24 protein-coding genes, 1 pseudogene and 1 other annotated feature are annotated in these 22,612 nt (G+C 41.0%); all 25 genes and pseudogenes read left to right on the forward strand.

The genetic code is table 11. The features are described from left to right. The first annotated feature begins 4 nt into the window (after positions 1 to 4). The 25 genes and pseudogenes from cbpE (at position 5) to sdbB (ending at position 22,574) form a co-directional block, all read left to right on the forward strand. Positions 5 to 1,888, forward strand: a complete 1,884-nt coding sequence (cbpE, locus tag SMIDD28_RS03345) for a phosphorylcholine esterase CbpE (protein ID WP_061424712.1) — start codon at positions 5 to 7, stop codon at positions 1,886 to 1,888. 100 nt (positions 1,889 to 1,988) lie between these two features. Next, a complete protein-coding gene (gene proB, locus SMIDD28_RS03350) occupies positions 1,989 to 3,098 on the forward strand; it encodes a glutamate 5-kinase (protein WP_061424713.1) in 1,110 nt (369 codons plus the stop codon). 9 nt (positions 3,099 to 3,107) lie between these two features. Further along, a complete protein-coding gene (locus tag SMIDD28_RS03355) occupies positions 3,108 to 4,370 on the forward strand; it encodes a glutamate-5-semialdehyde dehydrogenase (protein ID WP_061424714.1) in 1,263 nt (420 codons plus the stop codon). Between the two features lie 3 nt (positions 4,371 to 4,373). Next, positions 4,374 to 5,171, forward strand: coding sequence for a pyrroline-5-carboxylate reductase (gene proC / locus SMIDD28_RS03360; protein ID WP_061424715.1), 798 nt, complete (start codon positions 4,374 to 4,376; stop codon positions 5,169 to 5,171). 228 nt (positions 5,172 to 5,399) lie between these two features. Then, positions 5,400 to 6,038, forward strand: a complete 639-nt coding sequence (gene tmk, locus SMIDD28_RS03365; protein ID WP_061424716.1) for a dTMP kinase — start codon at positions 5,400 to 5,402, stop codon at positions 6,036 to 6,038. Next, positions 6,035 to 6,925 (forward strand): DNA polymerase III subunit delta', encoded by an 891-nt coding sequence (locus SMIDD28_RS03370; protein ID WP_061424718.1) that lies wholly within the window; start codon positions 6,035 to 6,037, stop codon positions 6,923 to 6,925. The genes tmk and SMIDD28_RS03370 overlap by 4 nt, the downstream gene beginning before the upstream one ends. Before the next feature lie 39 nt (positions 6,926 to 6,964). Beyond that, positions 6,965 to 7,282 carry a DNA replication initiation control protein YabA gene (yabA, locus tag SMIDD28_RS03375; protein WP_000358227.1) on the forward strand — a complete coding sequence of 106 codons (318 nt, stop codon included), beginning with the start codon at positions 6,965 to 6,967 and terminating at the stop codon, positions 7,280 to 7,282. Between the two features lie 2 nt (positions 7,283 to 7,284). Continuing rightward, positions 7,285 to 8,163, forward strand: a complete 879-nt coding sequence (gene rsmI, locus SMIDD28_RS03380; RefSeq protein ID WP_061424720.1) for a 16S rRNA (cytidine(1402)-2'-O)-methyltransferase — start codon at positions 7,285 to 7,287, stop codon at positions 8,161 to 8,163. A gap of 284 nt (positions 8,164 to 8,447) precedes the next feature. Continuing rightward, entirely contained in the window at positions 8,448 to 9,782 is a 1,335-nt protein-coding gene (gene trmFO / locus SMIDD28_RS03385; RefSeq protein WP_061424721.1) for a methylenetetrahydrofolate--tRNA-(uracil(54)-C(5))-methyltransferase (FADH(2)-oxidizing) TrmFO, read from the forward strand. Positions 9,783 to 9,865: 83 nt separating this feature from the next. After that, positions 9,866 to 10,603, forward strand: coding sequence for a UMP kinase (gene pyrH, locus SMIDD28_RS03390; RefSeq protein ID WP_031222472.1), 738 nt, complete (start codon positions 9,866 to 9,868; stop codon positions 10,601 to 10,603). A gap of 8 nt (positions 10,604 to 10,611) precedes the next feature. After that, on the forward strand, positions 10,612 to 11,169 hold the full coding sequence (gene frr / locus SMIDD28_RS03395; RefSeq protein WP_033684986.1) for a ribosome recycling factor: 558 nt from the start codon (positions 10,612 to 10,614) through the stop codon (positions 11,167 to 11,169). Between the two features lie 59 nt (positions 11,170 to 11,228). After that, positions 11,229 to 12,083 (forward strand): RNA-binding virulence regulatory protein CvfB, encoded by an 855-nt coding sequence (cvfB, locus tag SMIDD28_RS03400; protein ID WP_049511759.1) that lies wholly within the window; start codon positions 11,229 to 11,231, stop codon positions 12,081 to 12,083. Between the two features lie 8 nt (positions 12,084 to 12,091). Continuing rightward, positions 12,092 to 12,307: a YozE family protein gene (locus SMIDD28_RS03405; protein WP_001232083.1), complete on the forward strand. Its 216-nt coding sequence runs from the start codon at positions 12,092 to 12,094 to the stop codon at positions 12,305 to 12,307. An 84-nt stretch (positions 12,308 to 12,391) separates the two neighbouring features. Further along, positions 12,392 to 13,396 (forward strand): PhoH family protein, encoded by a 1,005-nt coding sequence (locus SMIDD28_RS03410; RefSeq protein ID WP_050252902.1) that lies wholly within the window; start codon positions 12,392 to 12,394, stop codon positions 13,394 to 13,396. Between the two features lie 211 nt (positions 13,397 to 13,607). Next, positions 13,608 to 14,177, forward strand: a pseudogene (locus tag SMIDD28_RS03415) (GNAT family N-acetyltransferase). A gap of 68 nt (positions 14,178 to 14,245) precedes the next feature. After that, positions 14,246 to 14,896 (forward strand): helix-hairpin-helix domain-containing protein, encoded by a 651-nt coding sequence (locus SMIDD28_RS03420; RefSeq protein WP_061424723.1) that lies wholly within the window; start codon positions 14,246 to 14,248, stop codon positions 14,894 to 14,896. Further along, positions 14,880 to 17,120 carry a DNA internalization-related competence protein ComEC/Rec2 gene (locus SMIDD28_RS03425; protein ID WP_061424725.1) on the forward strand — a complete coding sequence of 747 codons (2,241 nt, stop codon included), beginning with the start codon at positions 14,880 to 14,882 and terminating at the stop codon, positions 17,118 to 17,120. The genes SMIDD28_RS03420 and SMIDD28_RS03425 overlap by 17 nt, the downstream gene beginning before the upstream one ends. Positions 17,121 to 17,496: 376 nt before the next feature. Beyond that, a complete protein-coding gene (locus SMIDD28_RS03435; RefSeq protein WP_061424727.1) occupies positions 17,497 to 18,084 on the forward strand; it encodes an ATP-binding cassette domain-containing protein in 588 nt (195 codons plus the stop codon). Positions 18,085 to 18,087: 3 nt separating this feature from the next. Next, positions 18,088 to 19,272 carry a hypothetical protein gene (locus SMIDD28_RS03440; RefSeq protein ID WP_061424729.1) on the forward strand — a complete coding sequence of 395 codons (1,185 nt, stop codon included), beginning with the start codon at positions 18,088 to 18,090 and terminating at the stop codon, positions 19,270 to 19,272. 160 nt (positions 19,273 to 19,432) lie between these two features. After that, positions 19,433 to 19,564 (forward strand) — a sequence feature (ribosomal protein L20 leader region). 15 nt (positions 19,565 to 19,579) lie between these two features. After that, positions 19,580 to 20,110, forward strand: coding sequence for a translation initiation factor IF-3 (gene infC / locus SMIDD28_RS03445; RefSeq protein ID WP_000848180.1), 531 nt, complete (start codon positions 19,580 to 19,582; stop codon positions 20,108 to 20,110). Between the two features lie 32 nt (positions 20,111 to 20,142). Continuing rightward, entirely contained in the window at positions 20,143 to 20,343 is a 201-nt protein-coding gene (rpmI, locus tag SMIDD28_RS03450; RefSeq protein WP_061424731.1) for a 50S ribosomal protein L35, read from the forward strand. A gap of 51 nt (positions 20,344 to 20,394) precedes the next feature. Next, the gene (rplT, locus tag SMIDD28_RS03455) at positions 20,395 to 20,754 is read left to right on the forward strand and encodes a 50S ribosomal protein L20 (RefSeq protein WP_000124834.1); all 360 of its coding nucleotides are present in this window, start codon (positions 20,395 to 20,397) and stop codon (positions 20,752 to 20,754) included. A 58-nt stretch (positions 20,755 to 20,812) separates the two neighbouring features. Then, positions 20,813 to 21,193 carry a lactoylglutathione lyase gene (locus tag SMIDD28_RS03460; protein WP_061424732.1) on the forward strand — a complete coding sequence of 127 codons (381 nt, stop codon included), beginning with the start codon at positions 20,813 to 20,815 and terminating at the stop codon, positions 21,191 to 21,193. A gap of 105 nt (positions 21,194 to 21,298) precedes the next feature. Beyond that, positions 21,299 to 22,006: a thiol-disulfide oxidoreductase-associated membrane protein CcdA2 gene (gene ccdA2, locus SMIDD28_RS03465; protein ID WP_061424734.1), complete on the forward strand. Its 708-nt coding sequence runs from the start codon at positions 21,299 to 21,301 to the stop codon at positions 22,004 to 22,006. 10 nt (positions 22,007 to 22,016) lie between these two features. Beyond that, a complete protein-coding gene (gene sdbB / locus SMIDD28_RS03470; protein WP_061424736.1) occupies positions 22,017 to 22,574 on the forward strand; it encodes a thiol-disulfide oxidoreductase-associated lipoprotein SdbB in 558 nt (185 codons plus the stop codon). Positions 22,575 to 22,612 lie beyond the last annotated feature (38 nt).

The raw sequence follows: 22,612 nt of genomic DNA on the forward strand, positions 1-22,612 counted from the left end.
AATAATGAAAAAGAAATTGATTAGTTTAGCACTTGCAAGCACTTTTTTAGGTTTGTCATGGTATGGGAATGTTCAAGCTCAAGAAAGTTCAGAAAATAAAATCCACTTTATCAATGTTCAAGAAGGTGGCAGTGATGCGATTATTCTTGAAAGCAATGGACATTTTGCCATGGTGGATACAGGAGAAGATTATGACTTCCCAGACGGTAGTGATTCTCGCTATCCATGGAGAGAAGGAATTGAAACGTCTTATAAGCATGTTCTAACAGACCGTGTCTTTCGTCGTTTGAAGGAATTGGGTGTCCAAAAACTTGATTTTATTTTGGTGACCCATACCCACAGTGATCATATTGGAAATGTTGATGAATTACTGTCTACCTATCCAGTTGACCGAGTCTATCTTAAAAAATATAGTGATAGTCGTATTACTAATTCTGAACGTCTATGGGATAATCTGTATGGCTACGATAAGGTTTTACAGACTGCCGCCGAAAAAGGTGTTTCAGTTATTCAAAACATCACACAGGGAGATGCTCATTTTCAGTTTGGGGACATGGATATTCAACTCTATAATTATGAAAATGAAACAGATTCATCAGGTGAATTAAAGAAAATTTGGGATGATAATTCTAATTCCTTGATTAGCGTAGTAAAAGTCAATGGTAAGAAAATTTACCTTGGGGGCGACTTAGATAATGTTCATGGAGCAGAAGACAAGTATGGTCCTCTCATTGGAAAAGTTGATTTGATGAAGTTTAATCATCACCATGATACCAACAAATCAAATACCAAGGATTTCATTAAACATTTGAGTCCGAGTTTGATTGTTCAAACTTCGGATAGTCTACCTTGGAAAAATGGTGTTGATAGTGAGTATGTTAATTGGCTCAAAGAACGAGGAATTGAGAGAATCAACGCAGCCAGCAAAGACTATGATGCGACAGTTTTTGAGATTCGACAAGACGGTTTTGTCAATATTTCAACTTCCTACAAGCCGATTCCAAGTTTTCAAGCTGGTTGGCATAAGAGTGCATATGGGAATTGGTGGTATCAAGCGCCTGATTCTACAGGAGAGTATGCTGTCGGTTGGAATGAAATCGAAGGTGAATGGTATTACTTCAACCAAACGGGTATCTTGTTACAGAATCAATGGAAAAAATGGAACAATCATTGGTTCTATTTGACAGACTCTGGTGCTTCTGCTAAAAATTGGAAGAAAATTGATGGAATTTGGTATTATTTCAACAAAGAAAATCAGATGGAAATTGGTTGGGTAAATACTGGAGGTCAGTCCTATTATTTATCAAACGATGGCTCTATGAAGACAGGCTGGCTTCAATATAAGGGGCAATGGTATTACTTTGCTCAATCAGGAGAAATGAAAACGGGTTGGGTAAAAGATAAAGAAACCTGGTACTATATGGATTCTACTGGTGTCATGAAGACAGGCGAGATAGAAGTTGCTGGTCATCATTACTATCTAGAAGATTCAGGAGCTATGAAGCAAGGTTGGCTTAAAAAGGCAAATGCTTGGTATTTCTACAAGGAAGATGGTTCACGAGCTGTTGGTTGGATTAAAGACAAGGATAAATGGTACTTCTTGAAAGAAAATGGTCAATTGCTTGTGAACGGTAAGACACCAGAAGGCTATACTGTTGATTCAAGTGGTGCTTGGTTAGTGGATGTTCCAGTCGAAAAATCTGCTACAATTAAAATTACAAGTCATTCAGAAATAAAAGAATCGAAAGAAGTAGTGAAAAAAGATCTTGAAAGTAAAGAAATTAGACAGAATGAAGGTGTTACAAGCGCTTCAACTAGTCAAGATTTGACTTCTTCAACTTCAAAAAGCTCTGAGACAAGTACAAATAAATCGGAATCAGAACAGTAGTAAAAAAGAAGGTTTTAGGGCCTTCTTTTTCCTATCAACTCTTTTCTATTTCCTGCCATTCATGTTATAATGGATAAATATGAAGAATCGGAGTGAGACTATGAAATACAAACGGATTGTCTTTAAGGTAGGGACTTCTTCTCTGACGAATGAGGATGGAAGTTTATCATGTAGTAAGGTAAAGGCTATTACCCAGCAGTTGGCTATGCTGCACGAGGCTGGTCATGAATTGATTTTGGTGTCTTCAGGTGCCATTGCGGCTGGTTTTGGGGCCTTAGGATTTAAAAAGCGTCCGACTAAGATTGCTGATAAGCAGGCTTCAGCAGCGGTAGGGCAAGGGCTTTTGTTGGAAGAATACACGACCAATCTTCTCTTACGCCAAATCGTTTCTGCACAAATCTTGCTGACTCAGGATGATTTTGTGGATAAGCGCCGCTATAAGAATGCTCATCAGGCTTTGTCAGTTCTACTTAGCCGTGGCGCGATTCCTATCATCAATGAGAATGACAGTGTCGTTATTGATGAGCTCAAGGTCGGGGACAACGACACTCTAAGTGCCCAGGTAGCGGCCATGGTTCAAGCAGATCTTTTGGTTCTCTTGACAGATGTGGACGGTCTCTATACTGGAAATCCTAATTCAGACCCAAGAGCCAAACGCTTGGAACGAATCGAGACCATCAATCGTGAGATTATTGATATGGCCGGTGGAGCAGGTTCTTCAAACGGTACTGGGGGCATGTTAACCAAAATCAAAGCAGCGACTATTGCGACGGAATCAGGAGTTCCTGTTTATATCTGCTCATCCTTGAAGGCAGATGCCATGATTGAAGCAGCTGAGGAAACCGAGGATGGTTCCTACTTTGTTGCGCAAGAGAAGGGACTTCGTACCCAGAAACAATGGCTGGCTTTTTATGCTCAGAGTCAAGGTTCTATTTGGGTTGATAAAGGGGCTGCAGAAGCTCTCTCTCAACATGGCAAGAGTCTCCTTTTATCTGGTGTTGTTGAAGCAGAAGGTGCCTTTTCTTACGGTGATATTGTGACAGTATTTGACAAGGAAAGTGGAAAATCACTTGGAAAAGGGCGCGTGCAATTTGGGGCATCTGCTTTGGAGGATATGTTGCGTTCTCAAAAAGCCAAGGGTGTCTTGATTCACCGTGATGACTGGATTTCCATTACGCCTGAAATCCAACTACTCTTTACAGAATTTTAGAGGTAAACTATGGTAAGTACACAAGAACAATTTGAACAGGTACAGGCTGTTAAAAAATCGATCAACACAGCTAGTGAAGAGGTGAAAAACCAGGCCTTGCTAGCCATGGCTGATTACTTATTAGCAGCTACTGAGGAAATTTTAGCAGCCAATGCCCTTGATATGGAATCTGCTAAGGGTAAAATCTCAGATGTGATGCTGGATCGTCTTTATTTGGATGCAGGTCGTATAGAAGCAATGGCAACTGGGATTCGTGAAGTGGTTGCTTTACCAGATCCAATCGGTGAAGTTTTAGAAACCAATCATCTTGAAAATGGTTTGCTTATCACAAAGAAACGGGTGGCCATGGGAGTTATTGGCATTATCTATGAAAGCCGTCCAAATGTGACGTCTGATGCGGCTGCTTTGGCTCTCAAAAGTGGAAATGCGGTTGTTCTTCGTAGTGGTAAGGATGCCTATCAAACAGCTCATGCTATTGTCACAGCCTTGAAAAAGGGCTTGGAGACGACTACCATTCATCCAGATGTGATTCAACTGGTGGAAGATACCAGCCGTGAAAGTAGCTATGCCATGATGAAAGCCAAGGGCTATCTAGATCTTCTTATTCCTCGTGGGGGAGCTGGTTTGATCAATGCAGTGGTTGAGAATGCGATTGTACCTGTTATCGAGACAGGAACTGGGATTGTCCATGTCTATGTGGATAAGGATGCAGATGAGGATAAGGCACTGTCTATTATCAATAATGCTAAAACCAGTCGTCCTTCTGTCTGCAATGCCATGGAGGTTCTGCTGGTTCATGAAGATAAGGCAGCAAGCTTCCTTCCTCGCTTGGAGCAAGTGCTGGTTGCAGATCGAAAAGAAGCTGGGTTGGAACCAATTCAATTCCGCTTGGATGAGAAAGCAAGTCAGTTTGCTTCAGGCCAAGCAGCTGAAGCACAAGACTTTGATACCGAGTTTTTGGACTATGTCCTAGCTATTAAGGTTGTGAGCAGTTTAGAAGACGCGGTTGCTCATATTGAAGCCCACAGTACCCATCATTCGGATGCCATTGTGACTGAAAATGCTGAAGCTGCATCTTACTTTACAGATCAAGTGGACTCTGCAGCGGTTTATGTCAATGCCTCAACTCGTTTCACAGATGGTGGCCAATTTGGTCTGGGTTGTGAAATGGGGATTTCTACTCAGAAACTGCACGCGCGTGGTCCCATGGGCTTGAAAGAGTTGACCAGCTACAAGTATGTGGTCACTGGTGATGGACAGATAAGGGAGTAAGAGATGAAGATTGGATTTATCGGTTTGGGGAATATGGGTGCTAGCTTGGCCAAGTCTGTCTTGCAGGCTAGACCGTCAGATGAGATTCTCCTTGCCAATCGTAGTCAAGCTAAGGTGGATGCTTTCATTGCAGACTTTGGTGGTCAGGCTTCTAGTAATGAAGAAATATTCGCAGAAGCAGATGTGATTTTTCTAGGAGTGAAGCCTGCTCAATTTTCTGAACTGCTTTCTCAATACCAGACCATTCTTGAAAAACGAGAGAGTCTTCTTTTGATTTCGATGGCAGCTGGATTGACCTTGGAAAAACTCGCTAGTCTTCTTCCAAGTCAGCACAGAATTATTCGTATGATGCCCAATACCCCTGCTTCTATCGGACAAGGAGTGATTAGTTATGCCTTGTCTTCTAATTGCAGGGCTGAGGACAGTGAGCTATTTTGTCAGCTTTTAACCAAGGCTGGCCTCTTGGTTGAACTTGGGGAAAGCTTAATCGACGCGGCGACAGGTCTTGCAGGCTGTGGGCCTGCCTTTGTCTATCTTTTTATAGAGGCCTTGGCAGATGCAGGTGTTCAGACTGGATTGCCACGAGAAATAGCACTGAAAATGGCAGCTCAAACCGTGGTAGGAGCTGGGCAATTGGTCCTTGAAAGTCAGCAACATCCTGGAGTTTTGAAAGACCAAGTTTGCAGCCCAGGAGGTTCGACTATCGCTGGTGTAGCGAGCCTAGAAGCGCATGCTTTTCGAGGAACGGTCATGGAGGCAGTTGGTCAAGCCTACAAACGAACACAAGAACTAGGTAAATAAGAGGTGGATTTGTCTGCCTCTTTTATGGTGGTTGATACTCTTCGAAAATCTCTTCAAACTGCGTCAGCTTCCATCTGCAACCTCAAAACAGTGTTTTGAGCAACCTGCGGCAAGCTTCTTAGTTTGCTCTTTGATTTTCATTGAGTATGAAATGAGAAGACAAAAAGATTGTCACAAACTCCTATTTTTTTGATAGAATAGAAGTAGTAAAAAAGAAATGAGTTAGACATGTCAAAAGGATTTTTAGTCTCTCTTGAGGGACCAGAGGGAGCAGGAAAGACCAGTGTTTTAGAGGCTCTGCTACCAATTTTAGAGGAAAAAGGAGTAGAGGTGCTGACGACCCGTGAACCTGGCGGAGTCTTGATTGGGGAGAAGATTCGTGAAGTGATTTTGGATCCAAGTCATACTCAGATGGATGCTAAAACAGAGCTCCTTCTCTATATTGCTAGTCGCAGACAGCATTTGGTGGAAAAAGTTCTTCCAGCCCTTGAAGCTGACAAGTTGGTCATTATGGATCGTTTTATCGATAGTTCCGTTGCATATCAGGGATTTGGTCGTGGCTTGGATATTGACGCCATTGACTGGCTTAACCAGTTTGCGACAGATGGCCTTAAACCTGATTTGACACTCTATTTTGACATCGAGGTGGAAGAAGGACTAGCTCGCATTGCTGCTAATAGTGACCGCGAGGTCAATCGTCTGGACTTGGAAGGGTTGGACTTGCACAAAAAAGTCCGTCAAGGATACCTTTCTCTTCTGAATAAAGAAGGAAATCGGATTGTCAAGATTGATGCTAGTCTTCCATTGGAGCAAGTTGTGGAAACAACCAAGGCTGTCTTGATTGACAGAATGGGCTTGGCCAAATGAAACAAGATCAACTAAAGGCTTGGCAGCCAGATCAGTTTGACCGTTTTGTCCGTATCTTGGAGCAAGACCAGCTCAATCACGCCTATCTTTTTTCAGGTTTTTTTGGAAGCTTGGAAATGGCGCAGTTTTTGGCTAAGAGCCTCTTTTGTACAGATAAAGTAGGTGTTTTACCATGTGAGAAATGCCGAAATTGTAAGCTGATTGAACAGGGAGAATTTCCCGATGTCACTTTGATTAAGCCAGTCAATCAGGTCATTAAGACAGAACGCATTCGAGAATTGGTGGGGCAGTTTTCCCAAGCAGGGATTGAAAACCAACAACAGGTTTTTATTATCGAGCAAGCTGAGAAAATGCATCCTAACGCGGCTAATTCCCTGCTCAAGGTCATCGAAGAACCTCAGAGTGAGGTTTATATTTTCTTCTTGACTAGCGATGAGGAAAAGATGTTACCGACCATCCGTAGTCGAACCCAGATTTTCCACTTTAAAAAGCAAGAAGAAAAACTCATCCATCAATTAGAACAAGCAGGTCTGGTCAAGAAAAAAGCAACTCTTTTAGCCCAGTTTAGTCAATCGCGAGCTGAAGCAGAAAAGTTAGCCAATCAGGCAAGTTTTTGGACCTTGGTTGATGAAAGTGAACGCCTGCTGACTTGGTTAGTGGCTAAGAAAAAAGAAAGTTATTTGCAAGTTGCCAAACTAGCTAGCTTGGCAGATGAAAAGGAAAAACAAGATCAGGTTTTACGGATTCTTGAAGTCCTCTGTGGGCAAGATATCCTACAAGCAAGAGTAAGGGTGATTCTACAAGATTTGTTAGAAGCTAGAAAAATGTGGCAAGCTAATGTCAGCTTTCAAAATGCCATGGAATATCTGGTCTTGAAAGAAATATAAACTCAAAAATGAATGATAAAGAAAGGAAAGGGCTGTTTTATGGACAAAAAAGAATTATTTGACGCGCTGGATGATTTTTCCCAACAGTTATTAGTGACCTTGGCCGATGTGGAAGCCATCAAGAAAAATCTCAAGAGCCTGGTAGAAGAAAATACAGCTCTTCGTTTGGAAAATAGTAAGTTGCGCGAACGCTTGGGTGAGGTGGAAGCAGACGCTCCTGTCAAGGCTAAGCATGTTCGTGAAAGTGTCCGTCGAATTTATAAAGATGGATTTCACGTATGTAATGATTTTTATGGACAACGTCGAGAGCAGGATGAGGAATGTATGTTCTGTGACGAGTTGTTGTACAGGGAGTAGGCATGCAGATTCAAAAAAGTTTTAAGGGGCAGTCTTCCTACGGGAAGCTGTACCTAGTAGCAACGCCGATTGGCAATCTAGATGATATGACATTTCGAGCTATTCAGACCTTGAAAGAAGTGGACTGGATTGCAGCTGAGGATACGCGCAATACAGGTCTTTTGCTCAAGCATTTCGACATTCAGACAAAGCAGATCAGTTTTCATGAGCATAATGCTAAGGAAAAAATTCCTGATTTGATTGGTTTCCTGAAAGCAGGGCAAAGTATTGCTCAGGTTTCTGATGCGGGTCTGCCTAGCATCTCAGACCCTGGGCATGATTTGGTCAAAGCAGCGATTGAGGAAGATATTGCTGTTGTCACAGTTCCAGGTGCCTCTGCAGGGATTTCTGCCTTGATTGCCAGTGGTTTGGCCCCGCAACCGCATATCTTTTATGGTTTCTTACCTAGAAAGTCTGGCCAGCAAAAGCAATTTTTTGAAGCCAAAAAAGACTATCCTGAAACACAGATTTTCTATGAATCCCCCCATCGTGTGGCGGATACATTGGAAAATATGCTAGCAGTCTACGGTGACCGCTCGGTAGTTTTGGTCAGGGAACTGACCAAAATCTATGAAGAATACCAAAGAGGTACCATTTCTGAGCTATTAGAAAGCATTGCTGAAACGCCACTCAAGGGAGAATGCCTTATCATTGTTGAAGGTGCCAGTCAGGATGTGGAGGAAAAAGATGAGGAGGACTTGTTCTTAGAAATCCAAGCTCGTATCCAGCAAGGTATGAAGAAAAATCAAGCCATTAAGGAAGTAGCTAAGTTTTACCAGTGGAATAAAAGCCAGCTGTACGCAGCCTACCACGACTGGGAAGAAAATCAAGAAAATGACTAAACAGGGAAGTTTGCCTTCTTCCCTTTTTTTGTTATACTAGTAGAAGAAAAAATTAGAAAGATTTGTGGGAGTGAAAAAGTCCGGGGGACTTTTTCAGCCTGAGCCAGGAAATTCGAAAGCGAGGGAAGTCCTGTGGACTTTTTCAGCCTGAGCCAAGAAACTTGAAAGCGAAGTAAGTCCTGTGGACTTTTTCAGCCTGAGCCAAGAAACTCGAAAGCTCGTAAGTCCGATTGGCTTTTTCAATGTGAATCTTAACTTCATACTCCCAAAGAGGTATTAGTGTCGTGTCTCAATCTTATATCAATGTTATCGGTGCTGGTTTGGCAGGTTCTGAAGCAGCCTACCAAATTGCAGAGCGTGGTATTCCAGTTAAACTTTATGAAATGCGTGGTGTCAAGTCAACACCTCAGCACAAAACAGACAATTTTGCTGAGTTGGTTTGTTCCAATTCCCTACGTGGGGATGCTTTGACAAATGCCGTTGGGCTCCTCAAGGAAGAAATGCGTCGCTTGGGTTCAGTTATCTTGGAATCTGCTGAAGCAACCCGTGTTCCTGCAGGTGGTGCGCTTGCGGTGGACCGCGATGGTTTCTCACAAATGGTGACCGAAAAAGTAGCCAATCATCCCTTAATCGAAGTAGTGCGTGATGAAATTACAGAATTGCCGACAGATGTTATTACGGTTATCGCTACTGGTCCTTTGACAAGTGATGCCCTGGCTGAAAAGATTCATGCCCTTAATGATGGCGATGGCTTCTATTTCTACGATGCGGCAGCGCCTATTATCGACGTCAACACTATCGATATAAGCAAGGTCTATCTCAAGTCTCGTTATGATAAGGGAGAAGCAGCCTACCTCAATGCGCCCATGACCAAGCAAGAGTTTATGGATTTTCATGAAGCCTTGGTTAATGCGGAAGAAGCACCGCTCAATTCTTTTGAAAAAGAAAAGTACTTTGAAGGCTGTATGCCTATCGAAGTCATGGCCAAACGAGGTATTAAAACCATGCTTTATGGCCCTATGAAACCAGTCGGTCTTGAGTATCCAGACGACTACACAGGACCTCGTGATGGAGAATTTAAAACACCTTATGCGGTTGTGCAACTTCGTCAGGACAATGCAGCTGGTAGCCTCTATAATATCGTCGGTTTCCAGACCCACCTCAAATGGGGAGAACAGAAACGTGTCTTCCAAATGATTCCAGGTCTTGAAAATGCGGAGTTTGTTCGTTATGGTGTCATGCACCGCAATTCTTACATGGATTCACCAAATCTTCTGGAGCAGACCTACCGTTCTAAGAAACAACCAAATCTCTTCTTTGCTGGTCAGATGACGGGTGTGGAAGGCTATGTAGAGTCCGCAGCATCAGGATTAGTTGCGGGAATTAACGCGGCTCGTCTTTTCAAGGGAGAAAGTCAAGCTATTTTCCCAGAGACGACGGCTATCGGAAGCTTAGCTCATTATATCACCCATGCTGACAGCAAACATTTTCAACCGATGAATGTCAATTTTGGGATCATCAAGGAGTTGGAAGGCGAGCGTATCCGTGACAAGAAGGCTCGTTATGAAAAAATTGCAGAGCGTGCCCTTGCTGACTTAGAGGAATTTTTAACAGTCTAATTTTTTTCAAAGAATTGCTCATGATACTATAAAAATCTTAGAAATTGTGATAAAATAGGTAGGATAAAAGAAGGAGAGTGAAAATGGCGAATCCCAAGTATAAACGTATTTTAATCAAGTTATCAGGTGAAGCCCTTGCCGGTGAACGAGGCGTAGGGATTGATATCCAAACAGTTCAAACAATCGCAAAAGAGATTGAAGAAGTTCATAGCTTAGGTATCGAAATTGCCCTTGTTATCGGTGGAGGAAATCTCTGGCGTGGAGAACCTGCAGCAGAAGCAGGTATGGACCGCGTTCAGGCAGATTACACAGGAATGCTTGGGACTGTTATGAATGCTCTTGTGATGGCAGATTCATTACAACAAGTTGGGGTTGATACACGTGTGCAAACAGCTATTGCTATGCAACAAGTGGCAGAGCCTTATGTCCGTGGACGTGCCCTTCGTCACCTTGAAAAAGGCCGTATCGTTATCTTTGGTGCTGGAATTGGTTCACCTTACTTCTCAACAGATACCACAGCGGCTCTTCGTGCAGCTGAAATCGAAGCGGATGCTATCCTTATGGCTAAAAATGGTGTTGACGGTGTTTACAATGCCGATCCTAAGAAAGACAAGACAGCCGTTAAGTTTGAAGAATTGACCCACCGTGACGTTATCAATAAAGGTCTTCGTATCATGGACTCAACAGCTTCAACCCTCTCAATGGACAACGACATTGACTTGGTTGTCTTCAACATGAACCAACCAGGCAACATCAAACGTGTCGTATTTGGTGAAAATATCGGAACAACTGTTTCAAATAATATTGAAGAAAAGGAATAAGAAAGATTATGGCTAACGCAATTATTGAAAAAGCTAAAGAGAGAATGACCCAGTCTCACCACTCACTTGCTCGTGAATTTGGTGGTATCCGTGCTGGCCGTGCCAATGCAAGCTTGCTTGACCGTGTACATGTAGAATACTATGGAGTAGAAACACCTCTTAACCAAATCGCTTCAATTACGATTCCAGAAGCGCGTGTTTTGTTGGTAACACCATTTGACAAGTCTTCATTGAAAGACATCGAACGTGCCTTGAACGCTTCTGATCTTGGTATCACACCAGCTAACGATGGTTCTGTGATTCGCTTGGTTATCCCAGCTCTTACAGAAGAAACTCGTCGTGATCTTGCTAAAGAAGTGAAGAAGGTCGGTGAGAATGCTAAAGTGGCTGTCCGCAATATCCGTCGTGATGCTATGGATGAAGCTAAGAAACAAGAAAAAGCAAAAGAAATCACTGAAGACGAATTGAAGACTCTTGAAAAAGATATTCAAAAAGTAACAGACGATGCTGTTAAACACATCGATGACATGACTGCCAACAAAGAGAAAGAACTCTTGGAAGTCTAAAAATAAACAGAAAAACTCAGTTGGCATTGCTGGCTGAGTTTTATTCGAAAGAAGGAAATATGAATACAAATCTTGCAAGTTTTATCGTTGGACTGATTATCGATGAAAATGACCGTTTTTACTTTGTACAAAAGGATGGCCAGACCTATGCGCTTGCCAAGGAAGAAGGTCAACATACAGTAGGGGATACGGTTAAAGGTTTTGCCTACACGGATATGAAGCAAAAACTCCGCCTGACCACTCTAGAAGTGACCGCCACTCAGGATCAATTTGGTTGGGGTCGTGTCACAGAAGTGCGCAAGGACTTGGGTGTCTTTGTGGATACAGGCCTTCCTGACAAGGAAATCGTTGTGTCACTCGATATTCTCCCTGAGCTCAAGGAACTCTGGCCTAAGAAGGGCGACCAACTCTACATCCGTCTTGAAGTGGACAAGAAAGACCGTATCTGGGGACTATTGGCCTATCAAGAAGACTTCCAACGTCTGGCTCGTCCTGCCTACAACAACATGCAGAACCAAAACTGGCCAGCCATTGTTTACCGCCTCAAGCTGTCAGGAACTTTTGTTTATCTGCCAGAAAACAACATGCTTGGCTTTATTCATCCTAGCGAGCGTTATGCAGAGCCACGTTTGGGTCAAGTCTTAGATGCGCGTGTCATTGGTTTCCGTGAAGTGGACCGTACCTTGAATCTCTCCCTCAAACCACGTTCTTTTGAAATGTTGGAAAATGATGCCCAGATGATTTTGACTTACTTGGAAAGTAATGGCGGTTTCATGACCTTGAATGACAAGTCATCCCCTGAGGATATCAAGGCAACCTTTGGCATTTCTAAAGGTCAGTTCAAGAAAGCTTTAGGTGGTCTTATGAAGGCTGGTAAAATCAAGCAAGACCAGTTTGGGACAGAGTTGATTTAGGGAGATTTATGAGAAAATCATTTTACACTTGGCTCATGACCGAGCGCAATCCTAAAAGTAACAGTCCCAAAGCAATCTTGGCAGACCTAGCTTTTGAAGAGTCAGCCTTTCCAAAACACACAGATGATTTTGATGAGGTGAGTCGCTTTTTAGAGGAGCATGCCAGTTTCTCTTTCAACTTAGGAGACTTTGACGCTATCTGGCAAGAATACATAGAACACTAGCATGATTCACTGAGTTTGGGCTAGTAATTTCTCTAGCCCTTTGCTATAATAAAAAGAAATAAAAGAATTAGAGAGGTTCTTTATTTGAAGGAACATTCAATAGACATTCAACTGAGTCATCCAGATGACTTATTTCATCTTTTTGGTTCCAATGAACGCCATCTTCGTTTGATGGAAGAAGAGCTTGATGTGGTGATTCATGCCCGTACAGAGATTGTGCAGGTTTTGGGAGAAGAGACTGCCTGTGAGGAAGCTCGTCAGGTTATTCAAGCTCTCATGGTCTTGGTGAACCGTGGGATGACTGTCGGTACACCAGATGTGGTGACTGCGATTAGCATGGTCAAAAACGATGAAATTGACAAGTTTGTCGCCCTTTACGAAGAAGAAATCATCAAAGATAATACAGGAAAGCCTATCCGTGTCAAAACCTTAGGTCAAAAACTTTATGTGGACAGTGTCAAACAGCATGATGTGACCTTTGGAATCGGACCTGCAGGGACAGGGAAGACCTTCCTTGCAGTGACCTTGGCCGTGACTGCCCTTAAACGTGGGCAAGTCAAGCGAATTATCCTAACTCGTCCAGCAGTGGAAGCAGGAGAGAGTCTAGGTTTTCTTCCGGGTGATCTAAAGGAAAAGGTCGATCCTTACCTTCGACCTGTTTATGATGCCTTGTATCAGATTCTGGGAAAAGACCAAACGACTCGTCTCATGGAGCGTGAAATTATTGAAATTGCGCCCCTTGCCTATATGCGTGGACGAACCTTGGATGATGCCTTTGTCATTCTCGATGAGGCTCAAAATACGACCATTATGCAGATGAAGATGTTTTTGACGCGTTTAGGTTTTAATTCTAAGATGATTGTCAATGGAGATATCAGTCAGATTGACCTTCCGCGTAACGTCAAGTCCGGTTTGATTGATGCCCAAGAAAAGCTCAAGAACATTCACCAGATTGACTTTGTTCATTTTTCAGCCAAGGATGTGGTTCGCCATCCAGTTGTCGCTCAGATTATCCGAGCTTATGAACCAGCACCGGTTAAAAAAGAAGAGAGTGAAGAATTAGATCCTCAACCTCTATCTGAAGGATAGTTCTTTTGTACTTAAAGTTATCTCAATGCTAACTCTATAGTAGATTGAAGCTAGAATAGTACGTTGTGACTGTTAAAACATTTCTAGAAATTAATTTGACTTTCCTGATTGATTTGTTTATATCTTATTTCAATCTACTATAAGTTTGCTTTTAAATGTTTTATTCAATATCCTTGTATTAGATTAGAAAGGTTTCAAGTGGAAGAAATATATGGAATCAATCTTTTTAAAACTAGCTCAGTATCCCATAGTCGAGACAGAGCGTTTATTGCTTAGACCTGTAACCTTGGATGATGCGGAAGCTATGTTTGAGTATGCCTCGGATAAGGATAATACACGTTACACTTTTCCAACCAATCAAAGCTTGGAAGAAACCAAAAATAATATTGCCCAGTTCTACTTGGTCAATCCCTTAGGACGCTGGGGAATAGAACTGAAATGCAATGGCAAATTTATTGGAACCATTGACTTGCACAAGATTGATTCTGTTCTTAAGAAGGCAGCTATTGGCTACATTATCAATAAATAGTATTGGAATCAAGGATTAACGACAGAAGCCAATCGTGCCGTAATTGAGCTAGCTTTTGAGAAGATAGGAATGAATAAGTTAGTTGCTTTACACGATAAGGACAATCCTGCATCTGGAAAGGTCATGGAGAAATCAGGCATGCGTTTTTCTCATGCAGAACCATATGCTTGTATGGACCAGCATGAAGAAGGCCGAATCGTTACAAGAGTTCATTATGTCTTGACCAAGGAAGACTATTTTGCAAATAAATAAGCAGTTGAAAAGAAATTTTTCGACTGTTTTTTTCTTCCTCTTACGAATAATCTAAGAGAGGAGAAAATATGGAAGCAATTATCGAGAAAATCAAAGAGTATAAAATCATTGTCATCTGTACTGGTCTGGGCTTGCTTGTTGGTGGATTTTTCCTACTAAAACCAGCTCCACAAACACCTGTCAAAGAAACGAATTTACAGGTAGAAGTTGCAGCTGTTTCTAAGGATTCATTATCCGAAAAGGAAATAAAAAAGGAAGAGAAGGACGAACCCCTTGAACAAGATTTGATCACAGTAGATGTCAAAGGTGCTGTCAAATCGCCAGGGATTTATGACTTGCCAGTAGGTAGTCGGGTCAATGATGCTGTTCAGAAAGCTGGTGGATTGAATGAGCAAGCAGACAGCAAGTCGCTCAATCTAGCTCAGAAAGTTAGTGATGAGGCTCTGGTTTACGTCCCAACTAAGGGAGAAGAAGTAGCTAGTCAGCAGACTGCTTCGGGGACGGCTTCTTCAACAAGCAAGGAAAAGAAGGTAAATATTAACAAGGCCAGTCTGGAAGAGCTTAAACAGGTCAAGGGACTGGGAGGAAAACGAGCTCAGGACATTATCGACCATCGTGAATCAAATGGGAAATTCAAGTCGGTTGATGAACTCAAGAAAGTCTCTGGCATTGGTGCCAAGACCATAGAAAAGCTAAAAGATTATGTTACAGTGGATTAAGAATTTCCCCCTTCCCCTAATTTACCTGAGTTTTCTGTTGCTTTGGCTTTACTACGCTATTTTCTCAGCGTCCTATCTAGCGCTGTTGGGTTTCGTTTTTCTGCTAGTCTGTCTCTTTTTCCAATTTCCTTGGAAACTTGCTGGAAAAGTTCTAGTTATTTGCGGAATCTTTGCCTTCTGGTTTCTGTTTCAAACTTGGCAACAGAGTCAAGCGAGTCAAAATTTGGCGGATTCTGTTGAAAGGGTACGGATTTTACCAGACACTATTAAGGTCAATGGTGACAGTCTATCCTTTCGTGGCAAGTCTGATGGACGCATTTTTCAAGTTTATTATAAACTCCAGTCCGAGGAGGAGAAAGAGCAATTTCAAGCCTTAACAAACCTTCATGAGATAGAACTTGAAGGAAAACTTTCGGAGCCAGAAGGGCAGAGAAATTTTGGTGGCTTTGACTACCAAGCCTATCTGAAGACTCAGGGAATTTACCAGACTCTCAATATCAAAAAAATCAAGTCACTTCAAAAGGTTGGTAGTTGGGATATAGGTGAAAACCTGTCCAGTTTACGCCGTAAGGCTGTAGTTTGGATTAAGACACAATTTCCAGACCCTATGCGCAATTACATGACGGGGCTTCTATTAGGACATCTGGATACAGACTTTGAGGAGATGAATGAGCTTTATTCTAGTCTAGGAATTATCCACCTATTTGCCTTATCAGGCATGCAGGTAGGTTTTTTCATGGATGGATTTAAGAAACTTCTCTTGCGATTGGGCTTGACCCAAGAAAAGTTGAAATGGCTGATTTATCCTTTTTCTCTTATTTATTCAGGGCTAACAGGATTTTCAGCATCAGTCATTCGCAGTCTCTTGCAAAAGTTACTGGCTCAACATGGTGTTAAGGGCTTGGATAATTTTGCCTTGACGGTTCTTGTCCTCTTTATTATCATGCCCAACTTTTTCTTGACAGCAGGAGGAGTTTTGTCATGTGCTTATGCTTTTATCTTGACTATGACCAGCAAAGAAGAGGAGGGGCTTAAGGCTGTTGCTAGAGAAAGTCTAGTCATTTCCTTGGGAATACTGCCCATTCTGTCCTTCTATTTTGCGGAATTTCAACCTTGGTCCATCCTTTTGACCTTTGTCTTTTCCTTTCTATTTGACTTGGTCTTCTTACCGCTCTTGTCTATTTTATTTGCCCTTTCCTTTCTCTATCCAGTCATTCAGCTTAATTTTCTTTTTGAGTGGTTGGAGGGAATGATTCGCTTTGTATCACAGGTGGCAAGTAGACCGCTTGTCTTTGGACAACCTAATGCGTGGCTTTTAATTTTATTGTTAATTTCTTTGGCTTTAGTTTATGATTTGAGGAAAAACATTAAAAGGCTAGCAGTATTGAGCTTGTTGATTACAGGGCTCTTTTTCTTGACCAAGCATCCACTGGAAAATGAAATTACCATGCTGGATGTTGGGCAAGGGGAAAGTATTTTCCTAAGGGATGTAACTGGGAAAACCATTCTTATAGATGTTGGTGGCAAGGCAGAATCTGATAAGAAAATCGAAAAATGGCAAGAAAAGGCGACGACCAGCAATGCCCAGAGAAGCTTGATACCCTATCTTAAAAGTCGAGGAGTGAGCAAGATTAACCAGCTGATTTTGACCAACACGGACAAGGAACATATTGGAGATTTGTTGGAGGTTAGCAAGGCATTCCATGTAGGCGAAATTTTAGTGTCAAAAGGTAGTCTGAAACAGAAGGAATTTGTAGCAGAACTACAGGCGACTCAAACTAAAGTGCGTAGTGTGATAGTGGGAGAGAATTTGCCAATTTTCGGAAGTCAGTTAGAAGTCCTATATCCAAGGAAAATTGGAGATGGAGGGCATGAAGATTCCTTGGTTCTGTATGGGAAACTTTTGGATAAATATTTTCTTTTCACAGGAAATTTGGAGGAGAAAGGAGAGAAGGATTTGCTGAAGCACTATTCAGACCTAGAGGTGGATGTTTTGAAAGCTGGTCAACATGGCTCTAAAAAATCATCAAGTTCAGCCTTTCTAGAAAAACTCAAACCAGAGCTTACTCTTATCTCAGTTGGAAAGAGCAATCGAACGAAACTCCCCCATCAGGAAACCTTGACACGACTGCAAGGTATCAATAGCAAAGTTTATCGAACTGACCAGCATGGAGCTATACGCTTTAAAGGGTGGAATAGTTGGAAAATCGAAAGTGTTCGTTAGGAAGAAAAATGTTATAGAATATTAAAATAAACTGAAAATTTGTTGCATAATAATGATAAATACGATACAATGAAAGTGTTTACAATATCGATTATATAAATGCAATGAAACCATTAAAAATTTTCAAAAGTCGTTTAATTAGTTAATTTTTGATTGTTGGTCTTTTTCAGTCCAGTGTATCTGCTGTGAGCGTCCTTAAAATTTATCGGTATGATTGGAATACTGTTTGAGAATATAGTACGAACTATCACAGTATCATTATAATATATATATGAGTATAACATTGATGGTGGTTGAAATTACGATTTTTTAGAGACATAAATTATTACAACGGTGGTTGTTAATCTTTCAAGAGTGATAAAAAGGAGGGCTAGATATGTTGCAGCTTACTCATGTGACCTTAAAAACGCGACAAGTCATCTTACAAGATGTTGATTTTACATTTGAAAAGGGTAGGATTTATGGTATTCTTGCTATAAATGGCTCTGGAAAGACGACACTGTTCCGTGCCATTAGCAATTTAATTCCTATAAGTAGCGGAAATATCGCAGTCTCTCCTTCTTTGTTTTATTATGAGAGTATTGAATGGCTGGATGGAAACTTAAGTGGGATGGACTACCTTCGTCTTATCAAAAACATCTGGAAGTCAGGGATGAACTTGGGGGATGAAATTGCCTATTGGGAAATGTCTGACTATATCAGCCTTCCCATTCGCAAGTATTCCTTAGGCATGAAGCAACGCTTGGTCATTGCCATGTATTTCCTCAGTCAGGCGAAATGCTGGCTTATGGATGAGATTACAAATGGCTTAGATGAGTATTATCGACAGAAGTTTTTTGATAGGCTAGCACAAATCGATGGACAAGAACAGCTGGTTCTTTTAAGTTCCCACTATAAGGAAGAGTTGGTTGATGTCTGCGATAGAGTAGTAACCATTCATCAGGGGCAGATAGAAGAGGTTTAGTTTATGAAAGATGTTAGTCTATTTTTATTAAAAAAAGTTTTCAAAAGTCGCTTAAACTGGATTATCTTAGCTTTATTTGTATCTGGACTCGGTGTTACCTTTTATTTTAATAGTCAGACTGCAAACTCCGTCAGCTTGGAGAGCGAGTTGGAAACCCGTCTTGTAAAAGATGAGAGAGTCATCAATGAATATGAAGAGAATCTCTCCCAAATATCTGATACCAACTCGGAGGAATACCAGATTGCTAAAATTAATTTAGAATCGCAAAAAAATCTTTTGACTCAAAAGAAAGAAATTCTGGCTTTGTTAAAAGAAGGACGCTGGAAAGAAGCCTACTATTTGCAGTGGCAGGATGAAGAGAAGAATTATGAAGTTATGTCAAATGAACCGACTGCTAGCTCTGACTTTAAAATGGCGGTTGACCGCCAACGAAAGATTTACCAAGCCCTGTATCCCTTGAACATAAAAGCGCACAATTTAGTTTATCCGACCCACGGTATTGATCAGATTGTCTGGATTTTAGAGGTTATCATCCCAAGCTTGCTTGTGGTTGCTATTATTTTTATGCTAACGCAACTATTTGCAGAAAGATATCAAAATCATCTGGATACAGCTCAATTATATCCTTTTTCAAAAGTGGCATTTGCCATGTCCTCCCTTGGAGTTGGAGTGGGCTATGTAACTGTGCTGTTTATCGGAATCAGCGGATTTTCTTTTCTAGTGGGAAGTCTGATAAGTGGTTTTGGACAGTTAGATTATCCCTACCCGATTTATAGCTTAGTGAATCAAGAGGTAACTATTGGAAAGATACAAGATGTGTTATTTCCTGGCTTGTTCTTAGCTTTCTTATCCTTTATCGTCATTGTGGAAGTAGTGTACTTGATTGCTTACTTTTTCAAGCAAAAAATGCCTGTCCTTTTTCTTTCACTCATTGGGATTGTTGGCTTATTGTTTGGAATCCAAACAATTCAGCCTCTTCAAAGGATTGCACATCTGATTCCCTTTACTTACTTGCGCTCAGTGGAGATTTTGTCTGGAAGATTACCTAAGCAAATTGATAATGTCAATCTGAATTGGGGTATGGGGCTAGTCTTACTTCCTTGCTTGATTATCCTTTTGTTAGTGGGGATCCTATTTATCGAAAGATGGGGAAGTTCACGTAAAAGGGAAGTTTTTAATAGATTCTAGCATTCCTATACGGAAAACAAGTAAAAACTAACATAGAGAGGGAATCAACTTGATTCTCTCTTTTTGATTCGAAAACCAAGTCAAAATATAAACACAAACTTTTCAAAAAAATAACTTTTTATCTTGACAAGAGCTAGAAAACTTGGTATCATATAAAAGTTGAGAAAAGCAGAAGTGAGAGCTTCTCGCCTTGTGACATTAAGTTGCCTGGCCCTACGGATGAAAAGTTTCTAAGAAACGCTATCATAACGTGCGGGCTTGTATATTTACGAGTCCGCTATTGTTTTTCTCTAATAAAACAAAAGAGGTGAAAACCATAGCAAAGCAAGACTTATTCATCAATGATGAGATTCGTGTACGTGAAGTTCGCTTGATTGGTCTTGAAGGAGAACAGCTAGGCATCAAGCCACTCAGTGAAGCGCAAGCTTTGGCTGATAACGCTAATGTTGACCTAGTATTGATTCAACCCCAAGCCAAACCACCTGTTGCAAAAATTATGGACTACGGTAAGTTCAAATTTGAGTACCAGAAGAAGCAAAAAGAACAACGTAAAAAACAAAGTGTTGTTACTGTGAAAGAAGTTCGTCTAAGTCCAACGATTGACAAGGGTGACTTTGATACAAAACTTCGCAATGCACGCAAATTCCTTGAAAAAGGAAATAAAGTTAAGGTATCTATTCGCTTTAAGGGTCGTATGATTACCCATAAAGAGATTGGTGCAAAAGTTTTAGCCGAGTTTGCTGAAGCAACTCAAGATATTGCCATCATCGAACAACGTGCTAAAATGGATGGACGTCAAATGTTCATGCAATTGGCGCCAGCGACTGACAAAAAATAATTGTCAGAAAGTTAAATAAAGGAGAAAAAATCATGCCAAAACAAAAAACACACCGCGCATCAGCTAAACGTTTCAAACGTACAAGTTCTGGTGGACTTAAACGTTTCCGTGCTTACACTTCTCACCGTTTCCACGGAAAAACTAAGAAACAACGTCGTCATCTTCGTAAAGCATCTATGGTGCATTCAGGAGATTACAAACGTATCAAAGCAATGCTTACTCGCTTGAAATAATAGCTTGACTGTAAGTAAACAATTCTAGGAAATATTTGGAGGAAATAAAACATGGCACGTGTTAAAGGTGGCGTTGTATCACGCAAACGTCGTAAACGTATTCTTAAATTAGCAAAAGGTTACTATGGAGCTAAACACATCTTGTTCCGTACTGCAAAAGAACAAGTAATGAACTCTTACTACTATGCATACCGTGACCGTCGTCAGAAAAAACGTGACTTCCGCAAATTGTGGATCACTCGTATCAACGCGGCAGCTCGTATGAACGGACTTTCATACTCACAATTGATGCATGGTTTGAAATTGGCTGAGATCGAAGTTAACCGTAAAATGCTTGCTGACTTGGCTGTTAACGATGCAGCAGCTTTCACAGCTCTTGCAGATGCAGCTAAAGCAAAACTTGGTAAATAATAACAGATAAGACTGGAACAGGATTGTCCCAGTCTTTTTAAAAATAAAGGAGAAAAATATGGCTTCAAAAATGCTACACACTTGCTTACGAGTAGAAAATCTTGAAAAATCAATCGCATTTTATCAAGATGCTTTTGCTTTTAAAGAATTGCGTCGTAGAGATTTTCCAGACCATGCCTTCACGATTGTCTATCTAGGTCTTGAGGGTGACGACTATGAGTTGGAGTTGACTTATAACTATGATCATGGTCCTTATGTGGTTGGAGATGGATTTGCCCATATCGCCCTAAGTACACCTGATCTTGAGGCGCTTCATCAAGAGCATAGTGCCAAAGGCTATGAAGTTACTGAGCCAAATGGTTTACCAGGAACTGCACCTAACTATTACTTTGTCAAAGACCCTGATGGCTACAAGGTCGAAGTCATTCGTGAAAAATAAGGCTCTTTCAAATACAGGATAATTCAATTTGTGTAGCAGAAAGCTTACAAATAAAATTGAATATAGTAAAATAGGATTAGAAATCTTAAGAAAGTTGGTTCTTTATTGGAAACGCTAGTATTTTCAATCTCCGTTTTTCTAGCAGGTGTTTTATCCTTTTTTTCTCCTTGTATTTTTCCTCTATTACCTGTTTATACTGGAATTTTATTGGATGATCAGGAAAGTGCAAAAAGTTTTTCCTTGTATGGGAGAAAGGTTCTCTGGTCGGGTTTGATTCGAACACTTTGCTTTATCGCAGGTATTTCTCTCATTTTCTTTATTCTAGGCTTTGGTGCTGGTTACTTTGGTCATATTCTCTATGCAAATTGGTTTCGCTATACCATGGGTACGATTATCATTATTTTGGGCCTTCACCAGATGGAAATTTTTCATTTTAAGAAATTAGAGGTTCAAAAAAGCTTTACTTTCAAAAAATCAGCAGCCAATCGTTATTGGTCTGCCTTTTTACTCGGTCTTACCTTTAGCTTCGGTTGGACGCCATGTATCGGTCCAGTTTTAAGTTCTGTTTTAGCGCTTGCGGCTTCTGGGGGCAATGGTGCTTGGCAAGGAGCGATCTATACTCTTATTTACACTCTGGGGATGGCCATTCCTTTCTTGGTTTTGGCGCTAGCATCAGGAGTAGTCATGCCATATTTTAGTAAAATCAAGCGTCATATGATGCTACTGAAGAAAATTGGTGGTTTGCTCATTATTTTAATGGGAATTTTGTTAATACTGGGACAAGTAAATGTTCTAGCTGGAATTTTTGAATAAAGGAGAACAAATGAAAAAAGTAATGTTTGCTGCCTTAAGCCTCTTGTCAATAGTTGTATTGATGGCCTGTGGTGAGGAAGAGACTAAAAAAACTCAAGCCCCACAACAGCCAAAACAAGAAACGACTGTACAACAAATCGCTGTTGGAAAAGAAGCTCCAGACTTCACCTTACAATCCATGGATGGTAAAGAAGTTAAGTTATCTGATTATAAGGGTAAAAAAGTCTATTTGAAGTTTTGGGCTTCATGGTGTGGTCCATGTAAGAAAAGTATGCCTGAGTTGATGGAACTAGCGGCGAAACCAGATCGCGATTTCGAAATTCTTAGTGTCATTGCACCAGGAATTCAAGGTGAAAAAACTGTTGAGCAATTCCCCCAATGGTTCCAAGATCAAGGTTATAAGGATATCCCAGTGCTTTATGATACCAAAGCAACCACCTTCCAAGCTTATCAAATTCGAAGCATTCCTACAGAATATTTAATTGATAGCCAAGGAAAGATTGGGAAGATTCAATTTGGTGCTATCAGCAATGCGGATGCAGAAGCAGCCTTTAAAGAAATGAACTAGAATTGATAAAATCTGATTACAAGATGTAGTCAGATTTT

The sequence above is a fragment of the Streptococcus mitis genome, assembly GCF_001579045.1.
Taxonomy (GTDB): domain Bacteria; phylum Bacillota; class Bacilli; order Lactobacillales; family Streptococcaceae; genus Streptococcus; species Streptococcus mitis_D.